Raw genomic sequence first — 23,859 nt, forward strand, 5'->3', positions numbered from 1 at the left:
TTCCGTCGTGAACCTGGCGGGCAGTTGCAAAAAGACCCTCCGTCTTTGCGCCGACTAGTCCCGCAAAAACATATCCTGAAGCGCCAGTCGTGTTGGTCGCTCGATGGAGGCTTTGCGGATACGTGGGCCATCGGCGAAGAATTCCGCTGTCGGAAGCTGGATGGGCGTGGGCTCTCCGAGAGCGAGCACCGACTGGGCATTGCGCTCAACGAAATCCATGTCGTGGCAGATGAGGACGATGGACTTTCCCCCAGCACGTTCGGCAGCGATGATCGCTTCGAGGCGCTCGGTCCATATTCGATCCAGTCCGCGCTGCGGTTCGTCGAGAAGCAGGATGCAAGGGCGCATCGCCAGGACGGAGGCCAATGCTGCGAACCGCCGTTCCGCGGCTGAAAGGTCCAGCGGGTGATCTGCCATTCGGTGCGTCAAGAAGGTACGCGCCAAGGCTTCGGCGACACGGTTCTCGGTCGCTGGAGCCGAAAGCTTCAGTTGTTGCGGCCCAAAGGCCACCTCGTCTCTCACCCGTGCCGCAAACAGCTGCTGCTCCGGTGCCTGAAACAGCGTTCTCACCAGCGCGGCGATCTCGTGGACCTTCAGTCCATCGGTCGGTTTTCCCTGTACGAGAATGTGCCCACTCTGCGGCTTCAGCAGGCCGTTGAGAAGCCCGACCAGAGTGCTTTTGCCGGCGCCATTTCGCCCGACGACGGCGAGCACATGTCCGCCAGGAACATCGGCGACGATGCTGGAGAACAATGGCGTTTGCGACGAGTAGGCAAAAGAAAGACCGTCCAGCTTCAGCATGCGTTTGTCCTCGTCAGCAAGTCTGCTGCTTCGGCAAGGGACAGCGGCAGATCGCCGACAAGCAGCTCCGCGCATGGGAGAGGGCTGCGGCGTTGCTGTTCGCTGACATACCGAGCGACGGCGGGAAGACCGAGGGTTTCGATCGCCCTGGCGTGTAGGAGGACCGCGCGTGCGCCGCCGTCTGCAACGATGCTGCCCTCGTGCAGCAACAGAAACCGGTCTGCCAGCTCAAGGGCCGTATCCGGACTGGTATCAAGCACCACCACCGTGACGGCCACCGGCAGGTTCCGCAGAACAGCGATTGTCTGCATGCGGGATTCCGGATCGAGGTTCGTGAAGGGCTCATCGAGGATAAGAAGTGCGGGATCGAGGGCAAGTGCTGCCGCAATCACCAGCCGCTGTTGCTCTCCACCCGACAGCGTAAAGGGATCTCGGTCGGCAAGATGGGTCAGCCGGCAGGTTTCCATGGCAAGGTCGCGGCGTTTGACGATGTCCGACACCGGCAGGCCCAGGTTTTCCGGGCCGAAGGCAATCTCATCCGAGACGGAGAACGCGCGGCCAGAGAGATGCTGGGTAGGGAACTGCCCCACGAGCTGGACGATCGCAGCCCGCTCAGACAGGGCGTAGTCGCGCCAGGGACGCCCGCGCCAACGAACCGTGCCGGTCGACGCCTGTTCCCCTTCTGTCATCCAGGCCGCGAGCCATCGGGCGAGGGTGGATTTCCCCGAGCCGTTCCCGCCGAGGATGGCCACGCGTTCGCCGGCCTCGATGCGAAGCCCCACGCCATTCAAGACCCGGGTTGCCCCATAAGCAAAATGAAGGTCGCAAATCTCGATCATCGCCAGAACAGGTATCCGACTTCAGCCACCCAGACCGCCGCAAGGCCAAGACGCAGCGCCCTTTGGAAAACCGTATCGGTCGGCGCATTGACGACCGTACGATAGGGCAGGGCACGGAAACCCCGCGCCGTCAGGAGATGTGAGCGCTCCTGTGCATCGGAAAGAGCGGAGGTCAGCAGCGGCACCAGGAGAATACGCAGCGTCCCAATCCGTGCCCTCATGGAGCCCCCGATCGCCAGGCCCCGTGTCTGCTGGGCATCACGGATGGTGCTTGCTCGCGCGGCGAACTGGTCGATAAGGAGCAATGGGCTTGCAAGCAGAAAGGAGAGTGCGGGTGGCCAGCGGGCTGCGTCGAACGCATTCAGAAGCCTGGCGGGGGGCGTCGTGGTCACGAACAGTAGCGATGCCGCCAGCATCAGCGATATGCGGCCCCCGATGACGGCGGCGTGATTGAAACCGATCAGGCTATAGGACAGCCAATCCGTGAGCTTGTGAACGTCGGGGCGAGCCAGGATGAGCCCATGGAATACGAACACGGCAAATGTGAAAGGCAAAGACAGGGTGAGATAGCGACCAAGCACGGTCCCTCCGATCCCGAATGCAAAGGCCGCAATCAGCAGCACTGCGCTGGAAAGCCAGAGCGCTGGCCAAGGCAGCAGGAAGGCGGTCGTGACGACAGCAAGAACACCGCTCAGCTTTGTGAAGGGATTTGCCCGGTGAAGAAGGCTCTTCCCCGGGCTGTGAAGCGATGCGGCCTGCATCAGGCCGCCGCCCTGCTGAATCTCAGGTAATCATAGCCAGCCGTGAGGCGTGCAGGCAGCTGGCGAACCAGTCCCCAGATGAGGAGGGCGGAAAGCACCTTGTCGGCAACGTTCGACCCGAAGATCGTCAGGGCAACCGAACTGAACAAGGTCTGGCCGACGCTGGAAAGGTAGGCGATGAAGAAATCGGAGCCGGCGCCTGTGACGCCGCCGAAGATATAGATCTGAATCGGCACGGCAATCAGCGTCAATGCGGCGGCGATGACCACGCCGGAAATCACTGCCTGCCACGCGGTCCTGAACCATCCTGCCCGTGCAAGCAGTCCGGCGACAAGGCCGATGACCAGAGCGACCGGGGCGAAGGCAGCCGCGACCGGGGCGAAGATCAGTCCGATGATCAGGTTTGTCAGGACGCCCGTGACTGCGGCGGCGATCGGCCCGGCAAGAACGGCAACCAGGATGGTGCCGATTGAATCCAGGAAAATCGGCAGGCGCAACAGGTCGTTGATCTGGCCGCCGACGATATTGATGACGATCGCCACGGCGATCAATGCCAGGATCCTGGTGTCGAAATAGGTTTTTACGGCTGTGGTCATGTTTTCGTCCCCCAATGTGAAAACGCGCCCGGCATGAACATTCCGGCCGGTCTAGCGTTCGATGCTCAAAAAATCAGCTCGCCCGACGTTCTTCGACGATCAGTTCTTCCCATCCCGATTGCGGGCAGAGTTCGCGCCGGAACTGAAGATCCGGGAATTCCGCAAGGATGATTTCGGCCGTGGTGTAGACCGCCGATCCGACGCCGAAATGCGCGCCGATGGTCTTTCCCGTGCGGTCGGAGAGAGAGATGTGCAGATGCTCTCCCTTCTCGTCGATCGTGCCGACGAGTGAAACAATCTCGAAGTGGTCGCTCACTTCCGCCCACACGCCAGTGTTGGCATATCGCAACAGTGCCGTATTCAGGCTTCCGACCACCGAAACGATGGAGACCGCCTTTAATCTGTTGGCGTTGACGAACGCCCGAAGTTCCTTGACTACGTCCTGTCCGGGCTTCAGCCGGATGGCATAAAAGCGTGCGCCGCTGGCCGGCGCCTTGTCATAGTCACTCATGTCCCACCTTCGATTGGCAAAACCGATGTGGCTTTGCCTCACGAGCGAGAATTAAGAAAAATCTATTAAATTGATAGAAAAAATATACTATGATAGGACGACGGCGGAGAAAATCTGAGCGATGCTTTGTGCATGACGTCGGCCATCGCGCCTGATGGAACCATGTCGACAACGGCCCCGTGTCGAATACGACGCGCCTGGCCTATGGCGCGAGGTTCCGGATCGTCTCTGCCAGAAGAATTGGATCCGACGGACACTTCCCCGCCAGATCCGCTTTCCCTCCTGTCCCGATCGAGATCGCAGTAGCTTTCAACGAAACGTCCCGCCGACATATTGGTCCACGGTCGCGCCTCCAATCGGTGTTTGGTCCCGTGCCAATCGTGAGCCCGTTCCATCCTGTTGGGGGCAACCCACACGTTTCAGCCATCATCTTGGACAATGGCCGGGGGAGATCGCGCCGCGATTACCTCATGTTTGGCGATCTGCGGCACCCGGCTGCCAAGGCAGCCGTTGTTAACGCGGGCGCCAGCCCTATTTCTCAAACTTTACTCGCACATAGTCTGGAACGTTACATGCTAGCTGAAGCGACCATCGAGATCCCGCCGGATGACCGCTACCGGATCCTCGTCGACGGGATCACGGATTATGCGATCTACATGCTGGACCCACAAGGCCATGTCAGCAGCTGGAACGCCGGCGCAGAGCGGTTCAAGGGCTATAACGAGCACGAGATTTTAGGTTCGCATTTGTCAACCTTCTATGTCGAGGAAGACCGCGAACGAGGATTGCCCCGCCGGGCCCTTGATATCGCACAGACGGAAGGCCGTTTCGAGAACGAGGGCTGGCGCGTCCGCAAGGATGGTAGCCGCTTCTGGGCGCACGTTGTCATCGATGCGATCAAGGACCGCGAGGGCAGGCTATTGGGCTTTGCGAAGATCACCCGCGACCTGACAGAACGCAAAAAGGCGCAAGACGAGCTCCGGCGCAGCGAGGAGCAGTTCCGATTGCTGGTGCAGGGGGTGACGGATTATGCGATCTACATGCTCGACCTGGAAGGCAATGTCTCGAGCTGGAATCTCGGCGCACAGCGCATCAAGGGATACGCTCCGGAAGAGATCATCGGACAGCACTTCTCGAGGTTCTATACGGAGGAGGATCGGGCGGAAGGACTTCCGGCGACCGCGCTCAACATCGCTGCGGAAGAGGGTCGCTTCGAGCGCGAGGGATGGCGTCTCAGAAAGGACGGCACGCGCTTCTGGGCAAGCGTCATCATCGATCCGATCCGCGCGGACGACGGCACGCTCATCGGATTCGCCAAGGTCACACGCGACGTCAGCGAGAAGCGAGCCGCGCAGGAGGCGCTCCTCCAGGCGCAGAAAATGGAGGCCCTCGGTCAACTCACCGGCGGCATGGCCCACGACTTCAACAATCTTCTCATGGTCGTGCTCGCAAGCCTGGACGTGGCGCGCAAGCGCGCGCTCAAGGGGATGGACGTCATCGACTTGATTGACAATGCCATCCAGGGCGCCCAGCGCGGTGCTGCGCTCACCCAACGCCTCCTTGCCTTCGCCCGCCGTCAGGAGTTGTCGTTCGAGACGGTCGACGTCACCGACCTCGTCCGTGGAATGGCGGACCTGTTGCAGCGGGCGATTGGTCCTGAAATTCCGATTCAGACGCAGTTTCCAATTTCGCTGTCGAAGGTGAAGTCGGATCCGAACCAGCTCGAGAGCGCTCTGCTCAATCTTTGTGTCAACGCGCGTGATGCAATGCCCGAAGGCGGGGCCATCACGATCGCCGCCGCCCACCGATCCGTACCGAAGTCGTCATCGCGGGACGACCTCCTTGCGGGCGAGTACGTATGCCTCTCCGTGATGGACGAGGGCGAAGGTATGGACGAGAAGACACTTGCGAGCGCTGTGGAGCCGTTTTTCACCACGAAGGGCATCGGTAAAGGAACCGGCCTTGGTCTTCCCATGGTCCAGGGGCTGATGGCGCAGTCCGGGGGAAAGCTTGTTCTGAAGTCCCGAAAGGGTGAGGGAACGACCGCCGAACTCTGGTTGCCGGTGGTTGATGCAGAAACCCAGACCGCAACGGAAACGAAAAAAGAGGAGCCGGCCCCCTCTTCGGACCGGCCCCTGACAGTTCTCGCGGTTGATGATGACGCGCTCGTGCTGATGAATACGGTACTCATGCTGGAGGATCTCGGTCACCAAACCGCGCAGGCCCAGACCGGGAAGGAAGCTCTGGCACTCCTCGAGAGCGGGTTCGTACCCGACATCGTGGTAACCGATCACGCCATGCCTGGCATGACCGGATCGGAGCTTGCAACGACAATCAAGGAGGCATTCCCTGACATCCCGGTGATCCTCGCGACCGGCTATGCGGAACTACCCGCAGGAGCTGATCCCGGCACCCTGCGCTTGCCGAAGCCTTTTACACAGGCTCAACTGACGGCTGCGCTGAAACAGGCGGGCCCGAAGCTATGACCACGGCACGAAGGGACGCGTGTCGCCAACGTTCGAGAAAGCGGTCTTGCGGCCCCACTTGGGAAATCAACATGCTGAGCTTGGTTCCGGCAGAATCTACGTCAGAATGTCACTGGTATGATGATGGGATCGTCATTGACGTGCAAGCATGGAACGAATGCTGGCGATGACGACTGTTGCGGATGCGGCGCCGGGATCGATATGGCCGATCGATCTTACGCCCAGTCGCGAGGAACGACCTTTTGTTGCGACCATATCTTTCGTGGCATCTCGTCCAGCTTCGGCAGCGTTAAGCGCGGCTGAGAGGCATTGCTCAAGCGATGCTCCCTCGGCCCTGGCGTTCTGGCACGCATTGGCAGCCGGTACCCAGGCGTCGACCATCGTCTTTTCGCCGATCTCTGCCTTGCCGCGGTCTTGTATGCCTTTGGCAAGCGCCACGAAGGCGCCGACCATGTCCTCGTCGTTTAGCGTGGCCTTTCCCTTCACCACGGCGCCCGCTCGCATCAAAGCGGTTGCATAGAGAGGTCCCGAGGATGCGCCCACTGCGTTCAGGAAAGCCTTTGCCGCTGTGTTGAATATCGCCGTAGGATCGGCTGTGGACAGATCCAGCTCCCCGGCGGCCCTGGCCGCAGCGACAAAACCAAGCTCCATCGCAATCCCATGGTCAGCGTCACCGATGATGCCGTCAAGGCGACAGAAGTACTCTTTCTCGGCCGTCATTGCCGTTGCAATATTCGTCAGCAGCCGCTGCAGATCGCTCACCGTAATCTGGCTCATTTGTGTGCCTCGCCAGCCCGGAACATTGCGCAATCGCAGGGATGGTCGATCAGATCCTGCAATTCGTCATCGAGATGCATCAGCGTGATCGATGCTCCCGCCATCTCGAGCGATGTGCAATAGTGTCCAACCAGCGACGAATGGATAACGATGCCCGCTTCGTCGAGCCTCGTCTTCAATCGACGCATGAGGATGTACAGCTCCATCAACGGCGTCGATCCGAGCGAATTTACGAGGACCGAAACGCGCTCGCCTCGCCCAGGTTTCGCATCGGTGAGGATGGTGTCCAGCAATTCGTCCGCCACCTGATCGGCAGGTTTGAGAAGACTGCGCGCAACGCCAGGTTCGCCATGGATGCCCATACCGACTTCCATCTCGTTGTCGGCCATTTCAAAATTCTGCCGCAGCGTCTGTGGCAGTGAGCAGGGCGACAGCGCGACGCCCATGGTGAACGTCCGATCGTTCGCCTTGCGGGCGACGCGCTCAACCTCATCGAGGGAGTACATCCTGTCGCACGCAGCGCCCGCAGCCTTGAAAATAAAGACGTTCCCGGCCACCCCACGCCGCTTCTGTCGCTCGCTTGGCGGTGCGGAGGCAACGTCATCTGTCGTCAACACAGTCCGGACCTCAATGTCGTCCATTGCCAGCATTTCGGCAGCCATGTCAAAATTCATGACGTCGCCGGCGTAGTTGCCATACATGAAGAGAACGCCCGCCCCGCCGTCGACCGCCTTTGCGCAGGCGATGATCGGATCGGGCGGGGGGGATGCAAAGACATTGCCGACAGCAGCGGCATCGGCCAATCCCTTGCCGACGAAACCGAGGAAGCTCGGCTCGTGACCTGAGCCGCCTCCGATTACCAGTCCAACCTTGCCTTTGCGTGGCCCTTCCTTGGCTATGATCGACCGGGATGAACCGTCGACAGCATAGAGATGGTCTGGATGCGCGGCGAGAATGCCTTCGAGCATCTCGTCCACTGCCGCGTCGCCGTGATTGATGAGCTTTTTGGTTTTCACGCTAGTCCTCCCAGTTTTCGCGCTCCAGAAGGCTACAGCTACGCCGGCGTGATGCAATATCAATCCGCGAGTGCAACCGACCTGACCTCGTAGGGTGACAGAGCAAGCACGCTTCCCGTCGGCCCGTCAGCGCGTCGCAACGATCCAAGATCAACCTGTTGATCGCTCTTCGTCACGTTGACAATCCACAAAATCGCACCGGGTGGCGCGTTCGTCGTGAACGCCAGTACCCGTGAAGGACTTGATGACGAGCATTCCACCCATTCGCAGCCCGCAAGGCCGGCCAGTGTTTTCACGGCCCTGAAAAGCGGGCGTCGGCCACCCTCGGCGATGGGCTCGGACCTGCCTGCCAGAAGGCCGAACTTGCCCGTCAACGCTGACAGGATCAGGCATTCCAACTGCGCATCCAGCACCTTCGCGACATAGGCGAATGCGAAGGCCTCGGCGAAGAGACCATTATGGCGCGGATCGCTATTGGCCATTGGCATGCGCACGCCATTCGGATTGTCCATGGTGCGGCTGCCATAGGGGTTCTGACGCATTGCAATCGTCGACGGTCCGATCCGGTACGGCTTGTCCCCATAGATTGCGCGAACGGAACGGGTGATGAACGGCAGTGCTTCAAGTGTCTGCATCACGCTAAGGTCATCAGCGGCGTGCACGATCGGGTTGGTGCAATGGCTGACGAAGCTGAGCGGCTCCGATGGTACGCGCTTGCGATTGAGTTCGGTGAAATAGCTGAGCATACCTCCACCGAGCCGGATGTCCGGAAAGGCGGCTTGGGCAGCGGCGTAGACTTCGCTGAGTGGAGGACATTCAGGCCATTTGCTTCCGGGCGGCGTTGATTGCCGGTCGATGGAAGGCGAGATGATGATCGCATCGGGCTTGAATCCGGCGTCACGCATTTCGCCTGCAATCTCGCCGATCTCGATGTTCACGGGTCGTTTGCATGGTAGGGCAATTTCAAGGGATGATGTGCCCGAATGAAGTTTTGCGACGGCTGCAAATCGCGTGAACGCGTCTGCATCGTGCCCCGCTGCGGGGTCGAAATGGAAGAGCAATTCCTGCGGTCCGATTTCGGCAAGCGTCCTGGCCTCGCGGAGTGCAGCCTTGGATTCTTCGGCGGTCACGATAACCCCGATCGATGGCATTCGGCCGCGCCGTTCGCCCCTTGCGAGCACGACGGTGCGCCGTTCCACCTCTACCGAGGCGGGCGTCAAGATCGCCCGCTCGTCGGCGATGTCGAGGACGATACGCTGGAGAACCGGCTCGCCCGCAGGTATCCGATAAGGCCATGGCAGTGCGAGAGGGCGGACATAGGTCTTGTAGGACGCGTCCGACCAGTTCCGCTGATCCTCCATCTCAAAGACATCACCTTCCATCCCACACCTGGCGGTTACACCCGGCATCACGGTATGGGTGATGGCGCGCATGTCCTTGAACGGCTGCCACGGATCGATCAGAGCAGGAAACCGCGTCTCCTCTTGCCGCCCGTCGGAATGCTCGACCGAGACGGGCATTCCAGCGACGCCAACGATCGGATGGAGAATGCAAAAGCCGCAGCGGTTGGTCTCAAACCCGCTGGTGGATATGGCTTTCGCGTCGAAGATCAGGGGCGCATTGGCCTGCGCGCAGATATGCACGCTGACCGCAAGGTTCGTGCCATCATGCCCTTGGCAATGCGCGACATAGCGGACGGAAAAAGCGTTCTCCCATTGATCGATTGTCATGTCGGCAATGCGTGGGGCGTAGGTTCCCCAGTCGCGGTCGCGGACCAGATAGGAGACAGCCCGAAGCACCTCGACCCCGTCATAGGCAATCGAACGCAGATTGCCGTTGCTCAGATCGGCGGTCAGTCTGCCGGCTGTGAGGCGTACCGGCTGCGGCTCGACCTCTTCTGTCCCATAGATCAGGAACGTGTCGGCCCCGCTCATCGCAGCATCGTTCCAATGTCAACCGTCTGGCCGCTGGCGGCGCTGTCATAGGCCGCTTCGACAAGAGCAAAGGTCTTGAGGTTGTCCGCACCTGACGTCGATGTCTCACCGCCGGCGACGAGACGGTCTGCCCAATGCTGCTGGATGACAAATACGCTCTCCTGAATGTTGTGCCAGGGACGCGATGCCCAGGAGAGGAGCTTCGGCGAAACATCCGACACATCGGTGCCAGTCTGGCTGCTGACTTCGAGGCGGTAACCCTGCAAGAGCCGTATGCTGCCTGCGGTTCCATCCAGCTCGATCAGCGTTTCAGGGAAGGGTTCCGTCGAGAGCTTCGATGCGTAGCTGACGTCCACGATCGAGGTCGCACCGTCTTCATGATCGAGGAGCATGGTCGCGACATCCTCACCCTTGATCGACGGGTTGACGCGCCTTGTGCGTGCGCTCAGCCGGGTGACATCGCCCAGTATGTATCGTGCGATATCGAGCGTGTGGATGCCGAGATCTTCGATGATGAAGCGTTCGCCCTCGGCGAGATAGGGCTGGCCGGAGAAGACATCGTAGCCGGACCGGAATGAGAAGCGACCCCAGAATGGCTCGCCGATCACACCGTCTTCCAGCACTTTCTTCACCGCCTGTATCGGGGTCTGCCAGCGGAAGTTTTCGTGCACCATCAACGGGACACCGGCCTCGGCGCAAATCTTGACCATTGCCTTGGCATCATCAAGCGACTTTGCGAACGGCTTCTGGCAGATGGCGGGTACCTTGTGGCCCGCGGCCATCTCCACCAGTACGCGATGGCTCTGTACAGTGGTGGCGATATCCACAAAATCGAAGCCGCCATCGGCAAACATTCGGGCCGCATCGCTATAGCGACGCTCGATGCCGAACTGGTCGCCGACGATCTTCAGCCGCTGCGGGTCGCGGTCGCAGATTGCAATGATTCCGGCACCGGCCACATCCCGCCACGCATGCATCTGGTTGACTGCAAAGAAGCCGCAGCCGATGAGTGCGCCATTCAGTTCGGTCATTCCTAACCTGCCTTTGCCATTTGCATGAGGGTCACGCGCTGCTGAAGCCGGCGCTGTGCCTGATCGACGACCACCGCGATGATGATCACCAGCCCCTTGATGACCATCTGCCAGAAGGATGAAACGCCCATCATGACCAAGCCATCCGAAAGAATGCCGATGACGAAGGCACCGATGATCGTGCCGCCGATCGTTCCGCGTCCGCCGGACATCGATGTCCCGCCAAGCACGGCTGCGGCAATTGCGTTCAACTCGAAGCTCTCGCCGGTAGCCGGATGAGAGGCCATGAGTTCGGACGATATCACCAACCCTACGATCGCCGCACAAAGCCCTGAGAACATGTAGACGAAGATCTTGACGACATCCACGCGGATGCCGGACATGCGTGCCGCACGCTCGTTGCCGCCAACGGCAAAGATATGCCGTCCGATCGGCGTCGAACGTGCAACATAAGCGGCGATCAACGCAAGCACGATCAGGATCCAGATCGAAACGGGCAGGCCCAACATCCGTCCCGCGCCGAAGACGTCGAAGCCGGTCGTCGCATATTCGGGCCGTCCGACGAGATTGGGGAAGGTCTGGCCATCGGACGACAGGAGGGCGAGACCTCTTGCGATGTAGAGCGTGCCGAGCGTTGCGATGAATGGCGCGACGTTGAGCTTGGTGATCAAAAGCCCGTTGATCAGGCCGATCGCCAGACCAACGGCCAGAGTGATCAGCACGATCTCGTAGATGTTGAAGAAGATCGTGTAGCCGATCGGCAATTCAACGCCGTTCAAAATGAGAGCGCCGGCGACCATGCCGCACAGCCCGACGATCGAGCCAACCGAGAGGTCGATGCCCCCGGTGATAATGACGAATGTCATGCCCATCGCCAGGAAGGCGTTGAGAGCCACATGCTTCGACATCAGGATCATGTTTGCCGTCGACGTGAAGTTCGGTGCAAAGATCGCAAAGAAAATGATCACGGCAAAGAGCGCGATGAACGTTCTAAGCTTCATCAGCGTCAGCAGGATCGAGCCATTCGAACGCCTGGCCCCGAAAGTGGAAGAAGTGTCCGCAGTCATGAAGCGAGCTTTCCTGTTTGTCCGTGGCCCTTGGCTGATGCTGCGATGATGGCTTCTTCCGTCGCTTCGTTCTTGTCGAAGATTGCGACCAGCTTGCCGTTGCTGAGGACGGCGATGCGGTCGGAAAGTGCCATGACCTCTTCAAGGTCGGAGGTTGAAAATAGTATCGCAAGGCCGTTGCCGGCCAGTCTGCGCATGGTGCGAAACACGTCCGCCTTGGCACCGACGTCGATGCCGCGGCTTGGTTCGTCCATCAGGAGAACCTTGGGGTTCGTCATCAAGGCCTTGCCGATGACAACCTTCTGCTGGTTGCCGCCAGACATCGACGTGACTTCGAAATCGGGATTGGGAGCCTTGATCGAGAGGTCGCGGATCATGTCGCCAATGGCCAGTTTCTCGGCGCTGGCCTTGATGTGGAATATCCGGGTGAAGCGCTGCAGGCTTGCAAGCGTCAGATTGCTCGCGATCGACAACACCTGCACCAGGCCCTCGCGCTGGCGATCCTCCGGTATCAGGGCGAGCCCACGCCGGATCCGCCGGGTGGTGTCGCGTTCGCGAACCTCCGAGCCGTCGATGAAGACTTTCCCTGTCGAATGCGGGTGCCTGCCAATGACGCACTCGAAGAACTCGCTTCGGCCGGCACCCATCAATCCGTAGATGCCAAGAATCTCGCCGGATCGAACCGAGAGCGAGACATGGTCAACGGCTAGTCCGCCGGTTCGCCTCGGCAGGCTTATCGCTTCGGCGCGAAAGGCCTCGGCACCGAGTGAGTGATCAACGGCTCTGGCGAAATCCTTGGCGTCGGAGCCGATCATCGAGCGCACGATCCATTTGGTATCGATGTCGCGAACCATCGCCTGGCCGGTGATCTGGCCGTCGCGCAATACCGTGATGTAATCGCCGATCCGCATCAGCTCTTCCAGGCGATGCGAGATATAAACGATTGCGACGCCCTGTGCCTTCAATTCGGCAATGACTTTGAAGAGGATTTCGACCTCGGAGGCCGACAATGCGGACGTCGGCTCGTCCATGATCAGGATGCGTGCATTCAGCGACATCGCCTTGGCGATCTCAACCAGCTGCTGCTGGCCGATCGGCAGATCCTCGACCATGGTCTCGGCATTGATGCCTGCATCGAGCCGTTGGAGAAACGCGTTTGCCTTTTCAATCTGTGCCTTGTGGTCAATGCCGCGGATGCCGCGGGTAATCTCGCGCGTGGTAAAGATGTTCTCGGCCACGGTCATGTTGGCAAACAGGTTCAGCTCCTGAAAGATCATCCCTATGCCATGGGCCTGGGCATCGGCCGGACTGTCGAAAAAGACCGGTTCACCATCAAGGACGATGCGGCCGATCGTTGGCCGTTCAACGCCTGCGATGATCTTCATCAGCGTCGACTTGCCGGCACCGTTCTCGCCGACCAGCACGTTGACCGCGCCGCGCCGCAACTCAAGGTTTGCGCGCTTGACGGCGACAATGCCCGAATAGACCTTCGACACGTCGTCGAGGCGTAGGATGACGTCCTGTTGGATCGGCTCGCTCATTGCCCCACCGCCAGTTCGGATGGCGTGATCACGGGCAACTGTCCAGAGGCGGGCAGCGGAAACGCACCCGTTACCGTAACGGTCTTGCCAGTCAGCGCATCCCGCGGCAAGGGTGCCAGAAGGACGGCGTTGACCTTGTCGTTGAATGCCTTGCCGAACTTCGCCCATTCGATCTGGTTTTTGAACTCGTTGAAATTGACAAATTCGAGCGTGTCCCGCAGGGCCGTGCCGCGGATCGCCGGACCGATCTGTACCTTGGCATCGGCTTTCCCGTCGCCATCTGCATCAACATCGATCACTGCTGCGCGCGATGCGGTGTCGGCCGCGACAACCTTCCCGTTCAGCTTGACCGCATAGGTCCATGGCGCGCTACTTTGCTTGCGGGGGTTGCCATATTTCGCGCCCGCCTGGTCGGGGCTTGAAGCCGCCAGTGCCACGACGTCCTGGAGGTCTCCGGCACGCTTGTCCAAATAGGGAATGGCCTGCGACTGCCAGATGACATCGACTTTTGCTGCAGGATCGAACGCGCTCTTGGCCGTTTCCGCTGCCTTTTCCTCCGCCGTCGGCGTCTTTATGATTTTGCAGCCCGGCAATGCAACCGCAAGCAATGCGATCACGACCGCGCTTCTGACCCTCGCCATCCAAGAAACTCCGTGGGGTAGGACAAAAAAAGCGAAGAGCGCCATTGGCGCCCTTCGCCATAGGTTTGAGCCGTCCTTAGTTCGTGACAGCGAAGGTTTCGAGCCCGCCCGCGTTGTCTGCGTTGATGAGAACGCAATCCATCAGCTGCTTTTCTTCCTTCGGCGCTGTCTTGGTCTTGATGTAGGCGTCGGCCTGTTCGACAGCCATCTGAGCCTGCGCGTAGGCGGGCTGCAGCACGGTTGCCTTGATGCCGCCTGACTTGATGGAGTCTCGGACGTCGTTGGAGCCGTCGAAGCCCACGACGATCACATCCTTGCGGCCGGCGGCCTGCAGTGCCGCGATTGCGCCCATGGCCATCGTATCATTGCCCGAAATTACGCCTTTGATGTCAGGATTGGCCTGCAGGATGGTTTCCATCTTTGCGTAGGCTTCCGTCTGGCTCCAGTTGGCGGACTGTTTGGCGACGCTCTTCAGGTCCGGATAGTCGTCGATGACGTCGTGGTAGCCCTGCGAGCGGATGCCGGCATTGGTGTCGGATTCCTTGCCGACGAGTTCGACATAGTTGCCCTTTTCGCCCATCAGCTTGACGAATTCCTGCGCGCCGAGCTGGGCACCCTGGTAGTTGTTGGAAACGATCTGCGCAACCGCGACGCCGGTCGCATTGATCTCACGATCGATGAGGAATGACGGAATGCCGGCGTCCTTGGCCTTCTTCACCGCAGCCACCGTCGCGTCGGCGCCGGCGTTGTCGAGGATGATGGCCTTGGCACCGCGACCGATGGCGGTATCGATCATCTGAGACTGCTTGTTGGCATCATCGTCGTGGGTCATGACGAGCGCTTCGTAACCCAGTTCCTTCGCCTTGGCTTCGGCGCCGACGGCTTCAGCCTTGAAGAAGGGGTTGTCGTGTGCTGGCGTGATAATGGCGATCAGATCCGCCGAAAAGGCGGGCATTGCAGTCCCCAGTGCAAGTGCGCTGACGAAGGCAGCGACAGTCAGTCTACGTGTCAGTCTCATGGTTTCCTCCCAATATGAAACAGGCCCTGTTCCCAGCAGGGCAGCGAAAGGGAGGGGTTGCGCCCTCCCGGGATCGGTATCAGGTGATGCGCCGGATGCTGTCGGCAATCTCCTGTGGTTCGAAGACCTTCTTCCAGTCATCCTTCATCAATGCGGGGATGCCGAACTCGATGGCCTTGTTGCAGGCATCGGAAAACACGCCGTCGACTTCCTTGAAGATGACCGCGCCGAGAACGTTCATGTGACCCAGCAGGAAGTCGCGAGCAGCTTCCGCCGGCACGCCGCGTGCAACGCATTCGTCCATGGCCTGGCGCATGACGACGAGCAGCGATGCGCAGACCGTCTCGGACAGGCCTGGCTCGAGCATAGCCATCTGCTCAACGGTAACCCGATGCGAGCGCATGACGGGTGCCCAGATGACCTTTGCGATTTCCTCGCCGAGCGCATAAGCGTCTTCCGGTCCCTGCATCAATGCCGAAACGATGTGTTGCTTGGCAAAGAGCCCGCCAAAATGGTCCTTCTTTGCCGACATTTCCGTCTCGTCGTTGAAGATCGGCGGGTGGCATGGATGTGTGACGAAGTAGGTGAGGTCGGCACGCTTGGGCAGGTGATTGGCAAAGGGAGCGGCAGCATCGAGGGCCACGACGATCGTGCCGGGCTTCAGCTGGTCAACGATGCTGGAAGCAACCTTGCCGATCGCCGTATCTGGCACGGCCAGTATGACCACCTCAGCGCCATCAAGGGCGTCGGCTGTCGGCACACAGTCCAGTCCAAGATCGTTCTTTAGTCGCGCCTTGCCGGCGTCGCTGACCTCCACATGGCGCACGTCGAACCGGGAACCCATGAGGTTTTTTGCCAGCCGGTAGCCCATTTTGCCGCCGGCGCCAAAGAGAGCAATTGAAGTCATGTTTCCTCACCTCGAAAGTTTTATGAATTCCTAGCGGAACTGGTATGATGAGTCAATCACCATATCACTTTGATCTACTTGTGCGCGTCCAGCCGGTCGATTGCATCGACGTTGCCGACAGAGGGGCCGTTCGGGTCGAAGTTCGACGTCAGCCAGACATCCACGATAGCCTTGGCAAGTTCGGGTCCGATGACGCGCGCACCCATGGTGATGATCTGGGCGTTGTTGGATTTTGCTGCCCGCTCGGCGGAGTAGGTGTCGTGCGTGAGGGCTGCTCTTATACCCGGAACCTTGTTGGCCGAGATGCAGACCCCGATGCCGGTACCACAAAACAGGATGCCGCGGTCATTTTCGCCATCAAGGATCGTCTGTGCGAGTTTCTGTGACAGATCGGCGTAGAATCCGGACTGACTGAGGTCATGAACCTCGAGTTCTGCCTTGCCTGCGAGGTGGATGGCGATGACATCCAGCAACGGCTTGCCAGCGCTGTCCGCTCCAATTGCGATTTTCATGTCATGGGTCCTTTCAGTCCGTCAATTTGCGGGAAGGGATGAGGTTGATGTTCGAGTTCCAATCGCCGAGGCAACGCGTCTCAGGATGTCGAGGTAGCCGTCCACGGCCCATGCCGAGCGACCAATAAACAGCCCGTCAATGTGCGGTTGAGCGATCAATTCTTCGCAATTCTGCGGATTGACGCTGCCGCCATAGACAACAGGAACTGGGCGTCCGAGCGCATTCGTGGCGACCTCGGCGATTCTCGCATGCCTGGCGTCGGCATAATCGGCGGAGGCCGGGATCCCGTTCACGCCGATCGCCCAGACGGGTTCGTAGGCGAGCAGGATGGTTGCGTCTTTTCCGGCGTCGGAAACACGAGCCAATGCGCCCTCGACCTGCCGCTCTAGCACGGCGTCCGCATCGCCGGCATTGCGCTCGGCCAGCGTCTCTCCAATGCAGACTAGCGGGATCAATCCGTGCCTGACGGCGGCCTCGACCTTGAGGCCAACCGTCTCGTCGGTTTCGCCAAAATGCTGACGCCGTTCGGAATGGCCAAGCTCGACAATGTCCAGGTTGCAATCATTCAGCATCGCGGGTGAGACCTCACCCGTCCAGGCGCCGGAGACATCCCAATGCATGTTCTGTGCCCCGACCTTCACCGACGTTCCGGCAAGCGTCTTCTTCACTTCACGGACGGTGGTGAAGGACGGAATGACGAAGCGCTGAATTGCCGGATGGCGGTCATCATCTGCGGCGGCCAGACGTTCTGCGAAGTGAAGAGCCTCGCTCAAAACCTTGTTCATCTTGAAGCTGGTACCGACCCAGTAAGTCATGTCTATGCTCTTCTTCCATCGCGGATCTGCGAAAAATAGTCGTCGCTACCGACCTGGCCGCCCTTCAGTGCCACCTGCAATCCATTGGTTGGGGCGTGGCTTCCATGAGCAGTGCAGAGCGGAGAACCTGGTGTTTGGGGCAGGGGAAGCAGGGTTGTCAGCGCGTCGATGTGCAACTCCTTCAGCGCGTGGCTGGACGTGTCCCCACCGGCGACGATCGCACGGCTGAGGTTTTCGTTCTCCACGAGACGCCTGAGAATGATCCCAAGAGCGGATCCCAACCTATGGCGTGCTCCCGGTATCCGATCGATGTCGATCCCGCGGTCTTCTCCCGGCCCGAGCGCGGTGTGCAGAACGACGCTACGGCCCGCCTTTAGCCGTTTGACACCTTCGGTGACCGCGGCATCGATCGACCGATCGCGGTTCTCACCGACCAGTTCCAGGGGATCGATGCCGATGCCGTCGAAACCCTTGGCCGTTGCGTCGCGGATCTGGCGTTCGGTCGTCGGGGAGACGCTTCCCGAGACGACCGCAAGCCGCTCGACTTTGCCCGGCGAGTGAAATTCCGGCTGCTCGCCCAGTAGGCCCTCGGTCTTCCACGCTTGAAGCAGCGCGTATTCGACACCAGAAGAGCCAGCTGTAAACAGCCCGTTCGTGCGCTTGGCCCGCCAAAGCTGCCGGCCAGCAGCCGCTTGGGACTGAGCGCTGTCGACGTCGATCAGCATGATGCCGGACGTGTCGGCTGCGATCTTGTCGACGCGCTGATCCGCATCGACTGCGGTGATGGTGGCGAGGTCTGCAAGTGCAACGGGCAGCACTGTCTGTTTCGCCAGATGCACGGCAAGATCGGCTTCGCCCATCGGCGTCACCGGGTGGCGGCTCATCACAGGATGACGATCAATGCGATAGACACGACCCTGATAGGCTGCGAAAAGATGCCCGAAGGCTGTGTAGCGCTTCAATTGCGGCGCACCGACGATGACTGGAACGCTCGGTTGATCAAATATGGTCCTCCCGATCTCGATCGCCCTGCCGATATTGCCGATTGCAGGGCTGGAATCGAAGGTCGAGCAGACCTTGTAGTGGCAAATGTCGGCACCGCGCGTCTTCAGCCATTCGAAGATTGCGGGCAGATGCTCGTCCATCCAGTCAGGCGTTTCACTCCGGCTGGTCCCGGCAATGCCGAACGCACGGTAATCTTTGAAACGCTCGGCCGTAGCGACCGTGGGCATTCCAAGAAACAGGACGGTGGCTACACCGCTGGAGGCGAGGGCCTCCATGACGTCGGCCGAGCCGGTAAAGTCATCGCCGAAGTAGCTGAGCAGAGGCTTTGTCATGGCGTCAGGCAGCCTTGCCATCGCCAAACTTCGCAATTGAAGCGGCAAGCTCAGGATGATCCTTGGCGTATTCGTCGAGCGGTATGTCGGCTACGGCCGCCTGCCAGGCCTGCTGCACGGCGCGCACGCCGGCAGCAGGGCCGTCTGGATGGCTGACGATGCCGCCGCCACAGAGATAGAGTAGGTCGGTCGTGCGGCCGGTGCGCTGATATGTTTCGGCTGCCTGGCCACCCCATTGCCCGGAGCCGGCAACGGGCAGGCAATCGACCTCGTCAAACAACCGCGTGCTGACTGCCTTGAATGACTCGACGAAGCTTTCGTCAGGCTCCCAGTACTTCACGCGAATGCCGTTGATCTGGAACTGGTCGACGCCCAGGAGGCGCCAGAACTGCTGGTAAACCTTGAAATCCAGGCCTGCCCCTGGATCACGGGTCAGGACGTCCCATCCGTTCCGGTGGGCATGCAACACCAGGCCGGACCGTTTCCTGAGGAAACTCATGCCACCAAAGCCGATCGAGTTGATATTGATGACGGCGCAATTCCCCCCCGCTTTGAGGACGAGATCATGGTTGCGCATCATCTCATCGGGGTCGGCATGGGAGATGCCGAACGCATACATCACCTTTTTCCCGGTTCTCTGCTCATGATCGAGGATCAGAGGCATGATTGCCTCGACGCGCTCCTTGAGCGGCGAATAGGCGGGGCTCATCAGCTTCTCGTCGTCCTTGATGAAGTCCACACCGGACTGAATGAGTTCGCCGACCAGGGCCGCGGTCTCCTTCGGGCGCAGGCCAAGGGCGGGCTTGACGATCGTGCCGATGATCGGCCGATCGTCGACACCGGTCAGGCGGCGGGTGCCGGGACGTCCGAATTGCGGGCCAGGGTGCGCTGATCGAAAGGCCTCCGGCAGCTTCATGTCCACGATGCGGATGCCGGTCATGCCCTTGATCGAAAACACGCCGCCGATCGCAATCGTCATCAATGCCGACAGGTCGGTCCCGATCGCATCGAGGGGAAAGGCGATGTCAACGTCAGCGCGGCGAAGTGGACCATGTCCGCGAGCGACCTCTGGCCAGGTCGGGTGATCCGCATCGGGCAGATGTCTAATGTCAAGGACGCGTGCGGCAACGCGGGCCTTCAGCTCTTCGGTTTCGCCGGGAACGGCAACGAAGGTGCCGGTCGATTGGTCGCTGGCGATCTTGGCCGCCATGGCCTCGACGCTGACAGGGGTTTCAATGCGGTAGGTCAGCGTAATCATCATTTCGAACCCGTTGTTCCTCCTGCCAAGCCCCAATCTTTGTCATGGCATCAACTTGTGATCTGGTATAATGAGTATTCCATTTTCTGCAACGGAAAAATTTTGAAGCCGACAGCTATTCGAAATGTCGGACTTTCTTGCAGGCGTCCGAAGATGCATAAGAGGATGGGAACATTTTGAGCCAGCGAGAGACCATGAGCCAGCCCATCGAACAGATCGTCCGTCGAAAGTTGTCCGATGAGGTCTTTGACCGGCTGGAGCGGATGATAACGTCGGGCGAACTTCAGCCGGGAGATGAGATGCCTTCCGAACGCGTTCTCATGGAAAGGTTTGGTGTGGGGCGGCCTGCCATCCGTGAGGCAATGCAATCGCTTGCGAACATGGGATTGGTCAGCATTTCCCATGGTGAACGCGCGAAGGTACTGAGATTGACCGCCAAGTCGATTTTGCGGCAGGTCGATCTGACAGCAAAGATCATGCTGTCACAGTCAGCCGATTCCCTCGAGCACCTCAAAAGCTCGCGTATATTCTTCGAGCGCGGAATGGCGCGTGAAGCTGCCGCCAAAACAACGGCAGCTGACATCCGCGACCTCAGAGAGATCCTGGAGCATCAGCGCAGGGCCCTCGGCAATGCCGAGGAGTTTATCGCTGCCGATATGCAGTTTCATACGCGCATTGCCCAGATATCAGGCAATCCGATTTTCGTCGCGGTAAGCGAAGCCATGCTCGCGTGGCTGAAGGCGTACCATACCGAAATGCTCATTTGGACAGGCAAGGAAAAGTTCACTCTTGTTGAACACGAGGAAATTCTCGAGCGGTTGGCGGCGAACGATGCCAACGGCGCGGAAGCGGCCGTCCTCAAACACCTCGAGCGATCAAGCGCCCTTTACACAAGTCGCGATTAGGCTGCGCGCCGGGCGACAGAGAGACCTGGCCAGCTTTTGCCGGATGCGATCTCGACGAGGGCTCATCCTGCGCACGGGAAGGGTGGATCGACCGGCACGCACTGCGCCGAAAACGGGGCAATGCAATGCTTCATTCCCTGGAACCCCCGTCTCCGGTGCCTCGGATGGCCATAAGCAGGGCAACCGCTGGGTTTTAGGTCAGCGACCGCGCTAACGCCCTGCCAATGCCTGTTTCGCGATCTTCTTGAAACGGTCCTGTAGCGGCTGATGGAGGCCCTGCCGAGCCATCCTTCCGGCGAACGGCCGGATCACAACGTGCTGGCTGTGAGCATTGCGGCAAACAACATCAAGGCTGCCGACCCGCATCTCCTTGCGAGCAGCGGCAACTGTTGTTGGTCTCCGGGAATGAGCCGGCCCAGCACCAGCCATACGGACGACGTGGCAGCGGCCGCGACCAGGAACGCGACGATTGCGTCAGGCGCGAAAGAGCTTCGAGACGGAAGCATGGTAAGCCCGACGATGAGGCCTTTTGGATTGAGGAGGGTTGTCAGAAACAGTTGGCCGAAGCCTGGTCCTGACGATTGTGCGGGGCCAATCAAGCCCCAAAGCCGCAGCGCCAGGTACAGTACCCATGTCGCCGATATCAATTTGACAACCTGGAAGACAACCGGGTGATGGTGAAGGTAGGGCGCTGCAAACGCAGAAACTGGTACAATGACAGACAAGTAGGCTGCGAGAACGGCCGCCAGAGGGGCGCCTATCCCAGCCGGCCCCAAACCTTTCGACGCCATCGCCAACATTGCGTTCGTGGGGCCAGGCAAGATCAGAAGCGCAAAAACGCTGATTGCGAACTCGACAAGGTCCATCGTAAATTCCCTCAAGCCTAGGCCCGCTTTTTGCATTGTTTGAAACGGTCGTGTTTGACCTAGGTCATTTGGCTCAGGAACTTTTTGCCCGGTCGTCCATTTCCATGCATTCGCCCGGAGGTGCAGCAATGCCTCGCTTGATCTGGTTTATCCTCACCCGTTTCATCACAGGTTTCGCACTTGGCTGCGTCACAGGTCTGCTGATCTGGCAGATCCGGATTGGCGCGATGGGCTACCGAATGGTCTTTCCGGATTCGTTCATAGCACAGGGCCTGTTCATTTATCTTTTTGCCAGCACCATCGGCCTTGGCTACATGGCGACCGCTCTGTGGATCGAGAACTCCGAGTGAACTGCACTACTGCGGGCCTAACGTCGCGATACGAGGATCTCATCGTCCTTGTAGTTCGAAACGGCAATACCGTGCCGCCGCCTCCAGCGCCTCACGTCCTCCGCGGTTACTTCCAGCGGCCCGACTGGATCCTTCGTGGAAAGCTTCTCGCGCGCAATCGCACGGAAGACTTCGATGCTTTCAAGAAATCGGCTAGCCGTTGCGCGAGGCGGAGAGGCAACGTTGAGGATACCTCTGCGTGTCACCGTAACGGCGCACGGCGATCGGTCACCCGCGTGCATGAGGAAGGATCCCGTTCGACCACGCGGATCGAACTCGATCATCCCGGTGCCTTCTGTTGCACATTCACTCATCGGCAGAGCGGTGGCCATGCCGCGGCGCCGTCGGTCCGATGGATGGGTTCTTGACAGGCGAGACGGTCCATGGATTTGCGTGGCGGAGAAATGCCTCCAATGTCGCCTGCGGTTCCCCGCCCATTGACCCGCCCGTGCTTATGAATTCGAGGACGTCGAGGCGCCTTTTCTGGTTTCTCTCCTCCGTCACGACTTCGCACCCGTTGCAGGCAATTCGAATTCTCTGGCAGCCTGCCGCACGTTGGATCGATTGAACGAGAAAGCTCTCAAAAGCTGGGAACCAAGCCGCGCCTGCTCGGCCAAGTCGTCGAAGATCATCGCAGCCTCATCGATTTCGCCGCGGTCAGTCGCTGGGCCGAACTGATCGAGCTCCTTCAGAAGTTCCATCAGCGTGGTGACCTTGGTGCGCTGTCGCATTGCGGACAGGAAGAGTTCGCCGACAACCGCCGCGCGCTCCTTCGGGGCGAGATTCAACAACACCTCGCCGACGACGGAAGAGCAGCCGCAGTCGAGGTCCGGTCTCTTGGCGAAGGCCTTGATCTGGCGGAGCGCCGAACGCGCACGCGCGTCGGCGGACGTGCAGACCGTTTCATGTCCTGTATTCATTGACCCAATCCTTCAGCGTTTCTGAGCCTTGCAATCCACTGTGCACCAACCTGACCATGGTGAAAGCCGTTGGAGAGCGGCACGTCCGGGTAGACATCCCTGAGCAGCGATGCCGCTTCAGTGGGACAGATCGATCCATCCAATAATTCGCGATACAATTTAGATACGGCCGTCATGTCGCAGGACTGGGGAGAAAGCCTCAGCGAGCGCACTCCCATCGACCGCGTTTCGTCAGGATCGTCGAGAAGCGCCTGGCAGGTATGAGAGACCGTCTGCACGCCGTTAAGCGCAAGAAATGGCTGCCCCGACAACGTATTTACTGGAAGGCCGTCAGGGTCGTCCTGGCAAATGAACTGGCAGTTGTCCTTGGTCCGTCCCTTCGAACGAGCGTGTGCGCAGCGAGCAGAGATCGCGAGGGGAATTCGGCCGAAAGCAAACAACTCGAATTCCACCTCAGGGCATGACTTTGCGATGTCGGTGACCGACGTCGATGGCAGTTCCGGTGGTAGGCAGATCGCGGTCGCACCGTTTCGTGCCAAGACCCTGGCCGTGGCGCCGTTGTACACATTTACGAACGGCCCTACGGCGTGCGGACGGTTCTTCAGCACTTGCAGCGCGGAAAGGTCGTTTGCTTCCACAAGACGGGCGTCATCGTCGGCGAGCGTTCGCTGGTAGTTCGACTCTCGATCCAGTGTCACAAGGGCCAAGGTAGAAAGCCTGACCTCTTTGCCAGCAGCTTCTAGCCGATCGATGACGACAGCGAGTTCCGGCTCCATGAAATGCAGCCGCTTCGAGCAGACGGTTTCCCCGATAACGACCACGTCGACTGGCGCCTCGTCTGCGATCCGAAAGTAGAAATCGCGCCAACGTTCGGTGGTCCAGAGGTAGAGCAAGGGCCCAAGCGTGAGTTTTAAAGAAGACTTTATCACA

General features: G+C 59.8%; 25 protein-coding genes and 1 pseudogene. 3 read left to right on the top strand and 23 right to left on the bottom strand.

The window, feature by feature from the left end:
• Positions 1 to 54: 54 nt before the first annotated feature.
• The 6 genes and pseudogenes from AC1D2R_RS17400 to AC1D2R_RS17425 form a co-directional block, all read right to left on the bottom strand.
• Positions 55 to 801, bottom strand: coding sequence for an energy-coupling factor ABC transporter ATP-binding protein (locus tag AC1D2R_RS17400; RefSeq protein ID WP_477968756.1), 747 nt, complete (start codon positions 799 to 801; stop codon positions 55 to 57).
• Complete coding sequence (locus AC1D2R_RS17405; RefSeq protein ID WP_477968758.1) at positions 795 to 1,640, bottom strand: energy-coupling factor ABC transporter ATP-binding protein; 846 nt, start codon at positions 1,638 to 1,640, stop codon at positions 795 to 797. The genes AC1D2R_RS17400 and AC1D2R_RS17405 overlap by 7 nt, the downstream gene beginning before the upstream one ends.
• Entirely contained in the window at positions 1,637 to 2,401 is a 765-nt protein-coding gene (locus AC1D2R_RS17410) for an energy-coupling factor transporter transmembrane component T family protein (protein ID WP_477968760.1), read from the bottom strand. Before AC1D2R_RS17410 ends, AC1D2R_RS17405 begins: the two co-directional genes overlap by 4 nt.
• Positions 2,401 to 2,997: a hypothetical protein gene (locus tag AC1D2R_RS17415; protein WP_477968762.1), complete on the bottom strand. Its 597-nt coding sequence runs from the start codon at positions 2,995 to 2,997 to the stop codon at positions 2,401 to 2,403. The genes AC1D2R_RS17410 and AC1D2R_RS17415 overlap by 1 nt, the downstream gene beginning before the upstream one ends.
• A gap of 73 nt (positions 2,998 to 3,070) precedes the next feature.
• On the bottom strand, positions 3,071 to 3,508 hold the full coding sequence (locus tag AC1D2R_RS17420; RefSeq protein ID WP_477968764.1) for a PPC domain-containing DNA-binding protein: 438 nt from the start codon (positions 3,506 to 3,508) through the stop codon (positions 3,071 to 3,073).
• A gap of 205 nt (positions 3,509 to 3,713) precedes the next feature.
• Positions 3,714 to 3,850 (bottom strand): annotated as a pseudogene (locus AC1D2R_RS17425) (IS110 family transposase); the annotation flags it as partial.
• Between the two features lie 230 nt (positions 3,851 to 4,080).
• Between AC1D2R_RS17425 and AC1D2R_RS17430 the strand changes: the two are divergent.
• Positions 4,081 to 5,994 (top strand): hybrid sensor histidine kinase/response regulator, encoded by a 1,914-nt coding sequence (locus AC1D2R_RS17430; RefSeq protein WP_477968766.1) that lies wholly within the window; start codon positions 4,081 to 4,083, stop codon positions 5,992 to 5,994.
• 132 nt (positions 5,995 to 6,126) lie between these two features.
• Here the strand turns inward: AC1D2R_RS17430 and dhaL are convergent, their stop codons facing one another.
• The 13 genes from dhaL to oiaX all read right to left on the bottom strand — a co-directional run bounded on the left by dhaL (position 6,127) and on the right by oiaX (position 19,852).
• Complete coding sequence (dhaL, locus tag AC1D2R_RS17435; protein WP_477968768.1) at positions 6,127 to 6,771, bottom strand: dihydroxyacetone kinase subunit DhaL; 645 nt, start codon at positions 6,769 to 6,771, stop codon at positions 6,127 to 6,129.
• Positions 6,768 to 7,787 carry a dihydroxyacetone kinase subunit DhaK gene (locus AC1D2R_RS17440; protein ID WP_477968770.1) on the bottom strand — a complete coding sequence of 340 codons (1,020 nt, stop codon included), beginning with the start codon at positions 7,785 to 7,787 and terminating at the stop codon, positions 6,768 to 6,770. The genes dhaL and AC1D2R_RS17440 overlap by 4 nt, the downstream gene beginning before the upstream one ends.
• 59 nt (positions 7,788 to 7,846) lie before the next feature.
• Positions 7,847 to 9,721 carry a D-apionate lactonase gene (gene apnL, locus AC1D2R_RS17445; RefSeq protein WP_477968772.1) on the bottom strand — a complete coding sequence of 625 codons (1,875 nt, stop codon included), beginning with the start codon at positions 9,719 to 9,721 and terminating at the stop codon, positions 7,847 to 7,849.
• Positions 9,718 to 10,752 carry a Gfo/Idh/MocA family protein gene (locus tag AC1D2R_RS17450; RefSeq protein ID WP_477968774.1) on the bottom strand — a complete coding sequence of 345 codons (1,035 nt, stop codon included), beginning with the start codon at positions 10,750 to 10,752 and terminating at the stop codon, positions 9,718 to 9,720. Before AC1D2R_RS17450 ends, apnL begins: the two co-directional genes overlap by 4 nt.
• A 2-nt stretch (positions 10,753 to 10,754) precedes the next feature.
• Positions 10,755 to 11,819: an ABC transporter permease gene (locus AC1D2R_RS17455; protein WP_477968776.1), complete on the bottom strand. Its 1,065-nt coding sequence runs from the start codon at positions 11,817 to 11,819 to the stop codon at positions 10,755 to 10,757.
• The gene (locus AC1D2R_RS17460; RefSeq protein WP_477968778.1) at positions 11,816 to 13,360 is read right to left on the bottom strand and encodes a sugar ABC transporter ATP-binding protein; all 1,545 of its coding nucleotides are present in this window, start codon (positions 13,358 to 13,360) and stop codon (positions 11,816 to 11,818) included. The genes AC1D2R_RS17455 and AC1D2R_RS17460 overlap by 4 nt, the downstream gene beginning before the upstream one ends.
• On the bottom strand, positions 13,357 to 14,001 hold the full coding sequence (locus AC1D2R_RS17465) for a DUF2291 family protein (protein ID WP_477968780.1): 645 nt from the start codon (positions 13,999 to 14,001) through the stop codon (positions 13,357 to 13,359). The genes AC1D2R_RS17460 and AC1D2R_RS17465 overlap by 4 nt, the downstream gene beginning before the upstream one ends.
• Positions 14,002 to 14,077: 76 nt before the next feature.
• Entirely contained in the window at positions 14,078 to 15,019 is a 942-nt protein-coding gene (locus AC1D2R_RS17470) for a substrate-binding domain-containing protein (RefSeq protein ID WP_477968782.1), read from the bottom strand.
• A gap of 79 nt (positions 15,020 to 15,098) precedes the next feature.
• Positions 15,099 to 15,926 (bottom strand): phosphogluconate dehydrogenase C-terminal domain-containing protein, encoded by an 828-nt coding sequence (locus AC1D2R_RS17475; protein WP_477968784.1) that lies wholly within the window; start codon positions 15,924 to 15,926, stop codon positions 15,099 to 15,101.
• 74 nt (positions 15,927 to 16,000) lie between these two features.
• On the bottom strand, positions 16,001 to 16,438 hold the full coding sequence (gene derI, locus AC1D2R_RS17480; protein ID WP_477968786.1) for a D-erythrulose-4-phosphate isomerase: 438 nt from the start codon (positions 16,436 to 16,438) through the stop codon (positions 16,001 to 16,003).
• A 21-nt stretch (positions 16,439 to 16,459) separates the two neighbouring features.
• Positions 16,460 to 17,254 carry a triose-phosphate isomerase gene (locus tag AC1D2R_RS17485; protein WP_477968788.1) on the bottom strand — a complete coding sequence of 265 codons (795 nt, stop codon included), beginning with the start codon at positions 17,252 to 17,254 and terminating at the stop codon, positions 16,460 to 16,462.
• Between the two features lie 2 nt (positions 17,255 to 17,256).
• Positions 17,257 to 18,591: a four-carbon acid sugar kinase family protein gene (locus tag AC1D2R_RS17490; protein WP_477968790.1), complete on the bottom strand. Its 1,335-nt coding sequence runs from the start codon at positions 18,589 to 18,591 to the stop codon at positions 17,257 to 17,259.
• A gap of 4 nt (positions 18,592 to 18,595) precedes the next feature.
• Positions 18,596 to 19,852 carry a 3-oxo-isoapionate-4-phosphate decarboxylase OiaX gene (gene oiaX, locus AC1D2R_RS17495; RefSeq protein ID WP_477968792.1) on the bottom strand — a complete coding sequence of 419 codons (1,257 nt, stop codon included), beginning with the start codon at positions 19,850 to 19,852 and terminating at the stop codon, positions 18,596 to 18,598.
• Positions 19,853 to 20,043: 191 nt separating this feature from the next.
• Between oiaX and AC1D2R_RS17500 the strand changes: the two genes are divergently transcribed.
• Complete coding sequence (locus tag AC1D2R_RS17500; RefSeq protein WP_477968794.1) at positions 20,044 to 20,754, top strand: transcriptional regulator NanR; 711 nt, start codon at positions 20,044 to 20,046, stop codon at positions 20,752 to 20,754.
• Between the two features lie 308 nt (positions 20,755 to 21,062).
• Here AC1D2R_RS17500 and AC1D2R_RS17505 read toward each other — a convergent pair whose 3' ends face one another.
• Complete coding sequence (locus AC1D2R_RS17505; RefSeq protein ID WP_477968796.1) at positions 21,063 to 21,620, bottom strand: threonine transporter RhtB; 558 nt, start codon at positions 21,618 to 21,620, stop codon at positions 21,063 to 21,065.
• A gap of 128 nt (positions 21,621 to 21,748) precedes the next feature.
• On the opposite strand from AC1D2R_RS17505, the gene AC1D2R_RS17510 reads away from it, so the two are divergent.
• Positions 21,749 to 21,970 carry a hypothetical protein gene (locus tag AC1D2R_RS17510; protein ID WP_477968798.1) on the top strand — a complete coding sequence of 74 codons (222 nt, stop codon included), beginning with the start codon at positions 21,749 to 21,751 and terminating at the stop codon, positions 21,968 to 21,970.
• A 17-nt stretch (positions 21,971 to 21,987) separates the two neighbouring features.
• Here AC1D2R_RS17510 and AC1D2R_RS17515 read toward each other — a convergent pair whose 3' ends face one another.
• From AC1D2R_RS17515 to ubiV, 3 genes are all read right to left on the bottom strand, one after another.
• Complete coding sequence (locus AC1D2R_RS17515; RefSeq protein ID WP_477968800.1) at positions 21,988 to 22,341, bottom strand: hypothetical protein; 354 nt, start codon at positions 22,339 to 22,341, stop codon at positions 21,988 to 21,990.
• Positions 22,342 to 22,509: 168 nt separating this feature from the next.
• Positions 22,510 to 22,929, bottom strand: a complete 420-nt coding sequence (locus AC1D2R_RS17520) for a hypothetical protein (protein WP_477968802.1) — start codon at positions 22,927 to 22,929, stop codon at positions 22,510 to 22,512.
• Positions 22,926 to 23,855, bottom strand: coding sequence for a ubiquinone anaerobic biosynthesis protein UbiV (ubiV, locus tag AC1D2R_RS17525; protein ID WP_477968974.1), 930 nt, complete (start codon positions 23,853 to 23,855; stop codon positions 22,926 to 22,928). The genes AC1D2R_RS17520 and ubiV overlap by 4 nt, the downstream gene beginning before the upstream one ends.
• Positions 23,856 to 23,859: the final 4 nt, after the last annotated feature.

Source organism: Rhizobium sp. P1_C7, from assembly GCF_056406295.1.

Bases quoted from the DNA above. Each gene is read 5' to 3' on its own strand.
- AC1D2R_RS17450 (WP_477968774.1), bottom strand. From the start codon at position 10,752: ATGACCGAACTGAATGGCGCACTCATCGGCTGCGGCTTCTTTGCAGTC.
- apnL (WP_477968772.1), bottom strand. From the start codon at position 9,721: ATGAGCGGGGCCGACACGTTCCTGATCTATGGGACAGAAGAGGTCGAG.
- AC1D2R_RS17465 (WP_477968780.1), bottom strand. From the start codon at position 14,001: ATGGCGAGGGTCAGAAGCGCGGTCGTGATCGCATTGCTTGCGGTTGCA.
- AC1D2R_RS17410 (WP_477968760.1), bottom strand. From the start codon at position 2,401: ATGCAGGCCGCATCGCTTCACAGCCCGGGGAAGAGCCTTCTTCACCGG.
- derI (WP_477968786.1), bottom strand. From the start codon at position 16,438: ATGAAAATCGCAATTGGAGCGGACAGCGCTGGCAAGCCGTTGCTGGAT.
- AC1D2R_RS17485 (WP_477968788.1), bottom strand. From the start codon at position 17,254: ATGACTTACTGGGTCGGTACCAGCTTCAAGATGAACAAGGTTTTGAGC.
- AC1D2R_RS17400 (WP_477968756.1), bottom strand. From the start codon at position 801: ATGCTGAAGCTGGACGGTCTTTCTTTTGCCTACTCGTCGCAAACGCCA.
- AC1D2R_RS17520 (WP_477968802.1), bottom strand. From the start codon at position 22,929: ATGAATACAGGACATGAAACGGTCTGCACGTCCGCCGACGCGCGTGCG.
- AC1D2R_RS17490 (WP_477968790.1), bottom strand. From the start codon at position 18,591: ATGACAAAGCCTCTGCTCAGCTACTTCGGCGATGACTTTACCGGCTCG.
- AC1D2R_RS17415 (WP_477968762.1), bottom strand. From the start codon at position 2,997: ATGACCACAGCCGTAAAAACCTATTTCGACACCAGGATCCTGGCATTG.
- AC1D2R_RS17460 (WP_477968778.1), bottom strand. From the start codon at position 13,360: ATGAGCGAGCCGATCCAACAGGACGTCATCCTACGCCTCGACGACGTG.
- AC1D2R_RS17515 (WP_477968800.1), bottom strand. From the start codon at position 22,341: ATGGCCACCGCTCTGCCGATGAGTGAATGTGCAACAGAAGGCACCGGG.
- AC1D2R_RS17470 (WP_477968782.1), bottom strand. From the start codon at position 15,019: ATGAGACTGACACGTAGACTGACTGTCGCTGCCTTCGTCAGCGCACTT.
- AC1D2R_RS17475 (WP_477968784.1), bottom strand. From the start codon at position 15,926: ATGACTTCAATTGCTCTCTTTGGCGCCGGCGGCAAAATGGGCTACCGG.
- AC1D2R_RS17500 (WP_477968794.1), top strand. From the start codon at position 20,044: ATGAGCCAGCCCATCGAACAGATCGTCCGTCGAAAGTTGTCCGATGAG.
- AC1D2R_RS17430 (WP_477968766.1), top strand. From the start codon at position 4,081: ATGCTAGCTGAAGCGACCATCGAGATCCCGCCGGATGACCGCTACCGG.
- dhaL (WP_477968768.1), bottom strand. From the start codon at position 6,771: ATGAGCCAGATTACGGTGAGCGATCTGCAGCGGCTGCTGACGAATATT.
- AC1D2R_RS17505 (WP_477968796.1), bottom strand. From the start codon at position 21,620: ATGGACCTTGTCGAGTTCGCAATCAGCGTTTTTGCGCTTCTGATCTTG.
- AC1D2R_RS17405 (WP_477968758.1), bottom strand. From the start codon at position 1,640: ATGATCGAGATTTGCGACCTTCATTTTGCTTATGGGGCAACCCGGGTC.
- AC1D2R_RS17420 (WP_477968764.1), bottom strand. From the start codon at position 3,508: ATGAGTGACTATGACAAGGCGCCGGCCAGCGGCGCACGCTTTTATGCC.
- oiaX (WP_477968792.1), bottom strand. From the start codon at position 19,852: ATGATGATTACGCTGACCTACCGCATTGAAACCCCTGTCAGCGTCGAG.
- AC1D2R_RS17455 (WP_477968776.1), bottom strand. From the start codon at position 11,819: ATGACTGCGGACACTTCTTCCACTTTCGGGGCCAGGCGTTCGAATGGC.
- AC1D2R_RS17510 (WP_477968798.1), top strand. From the start codon at position 21,749: ATGCCTCGCTTGATCTGGTTTATCCTCACCCGTTTCATCACAGGTTTC.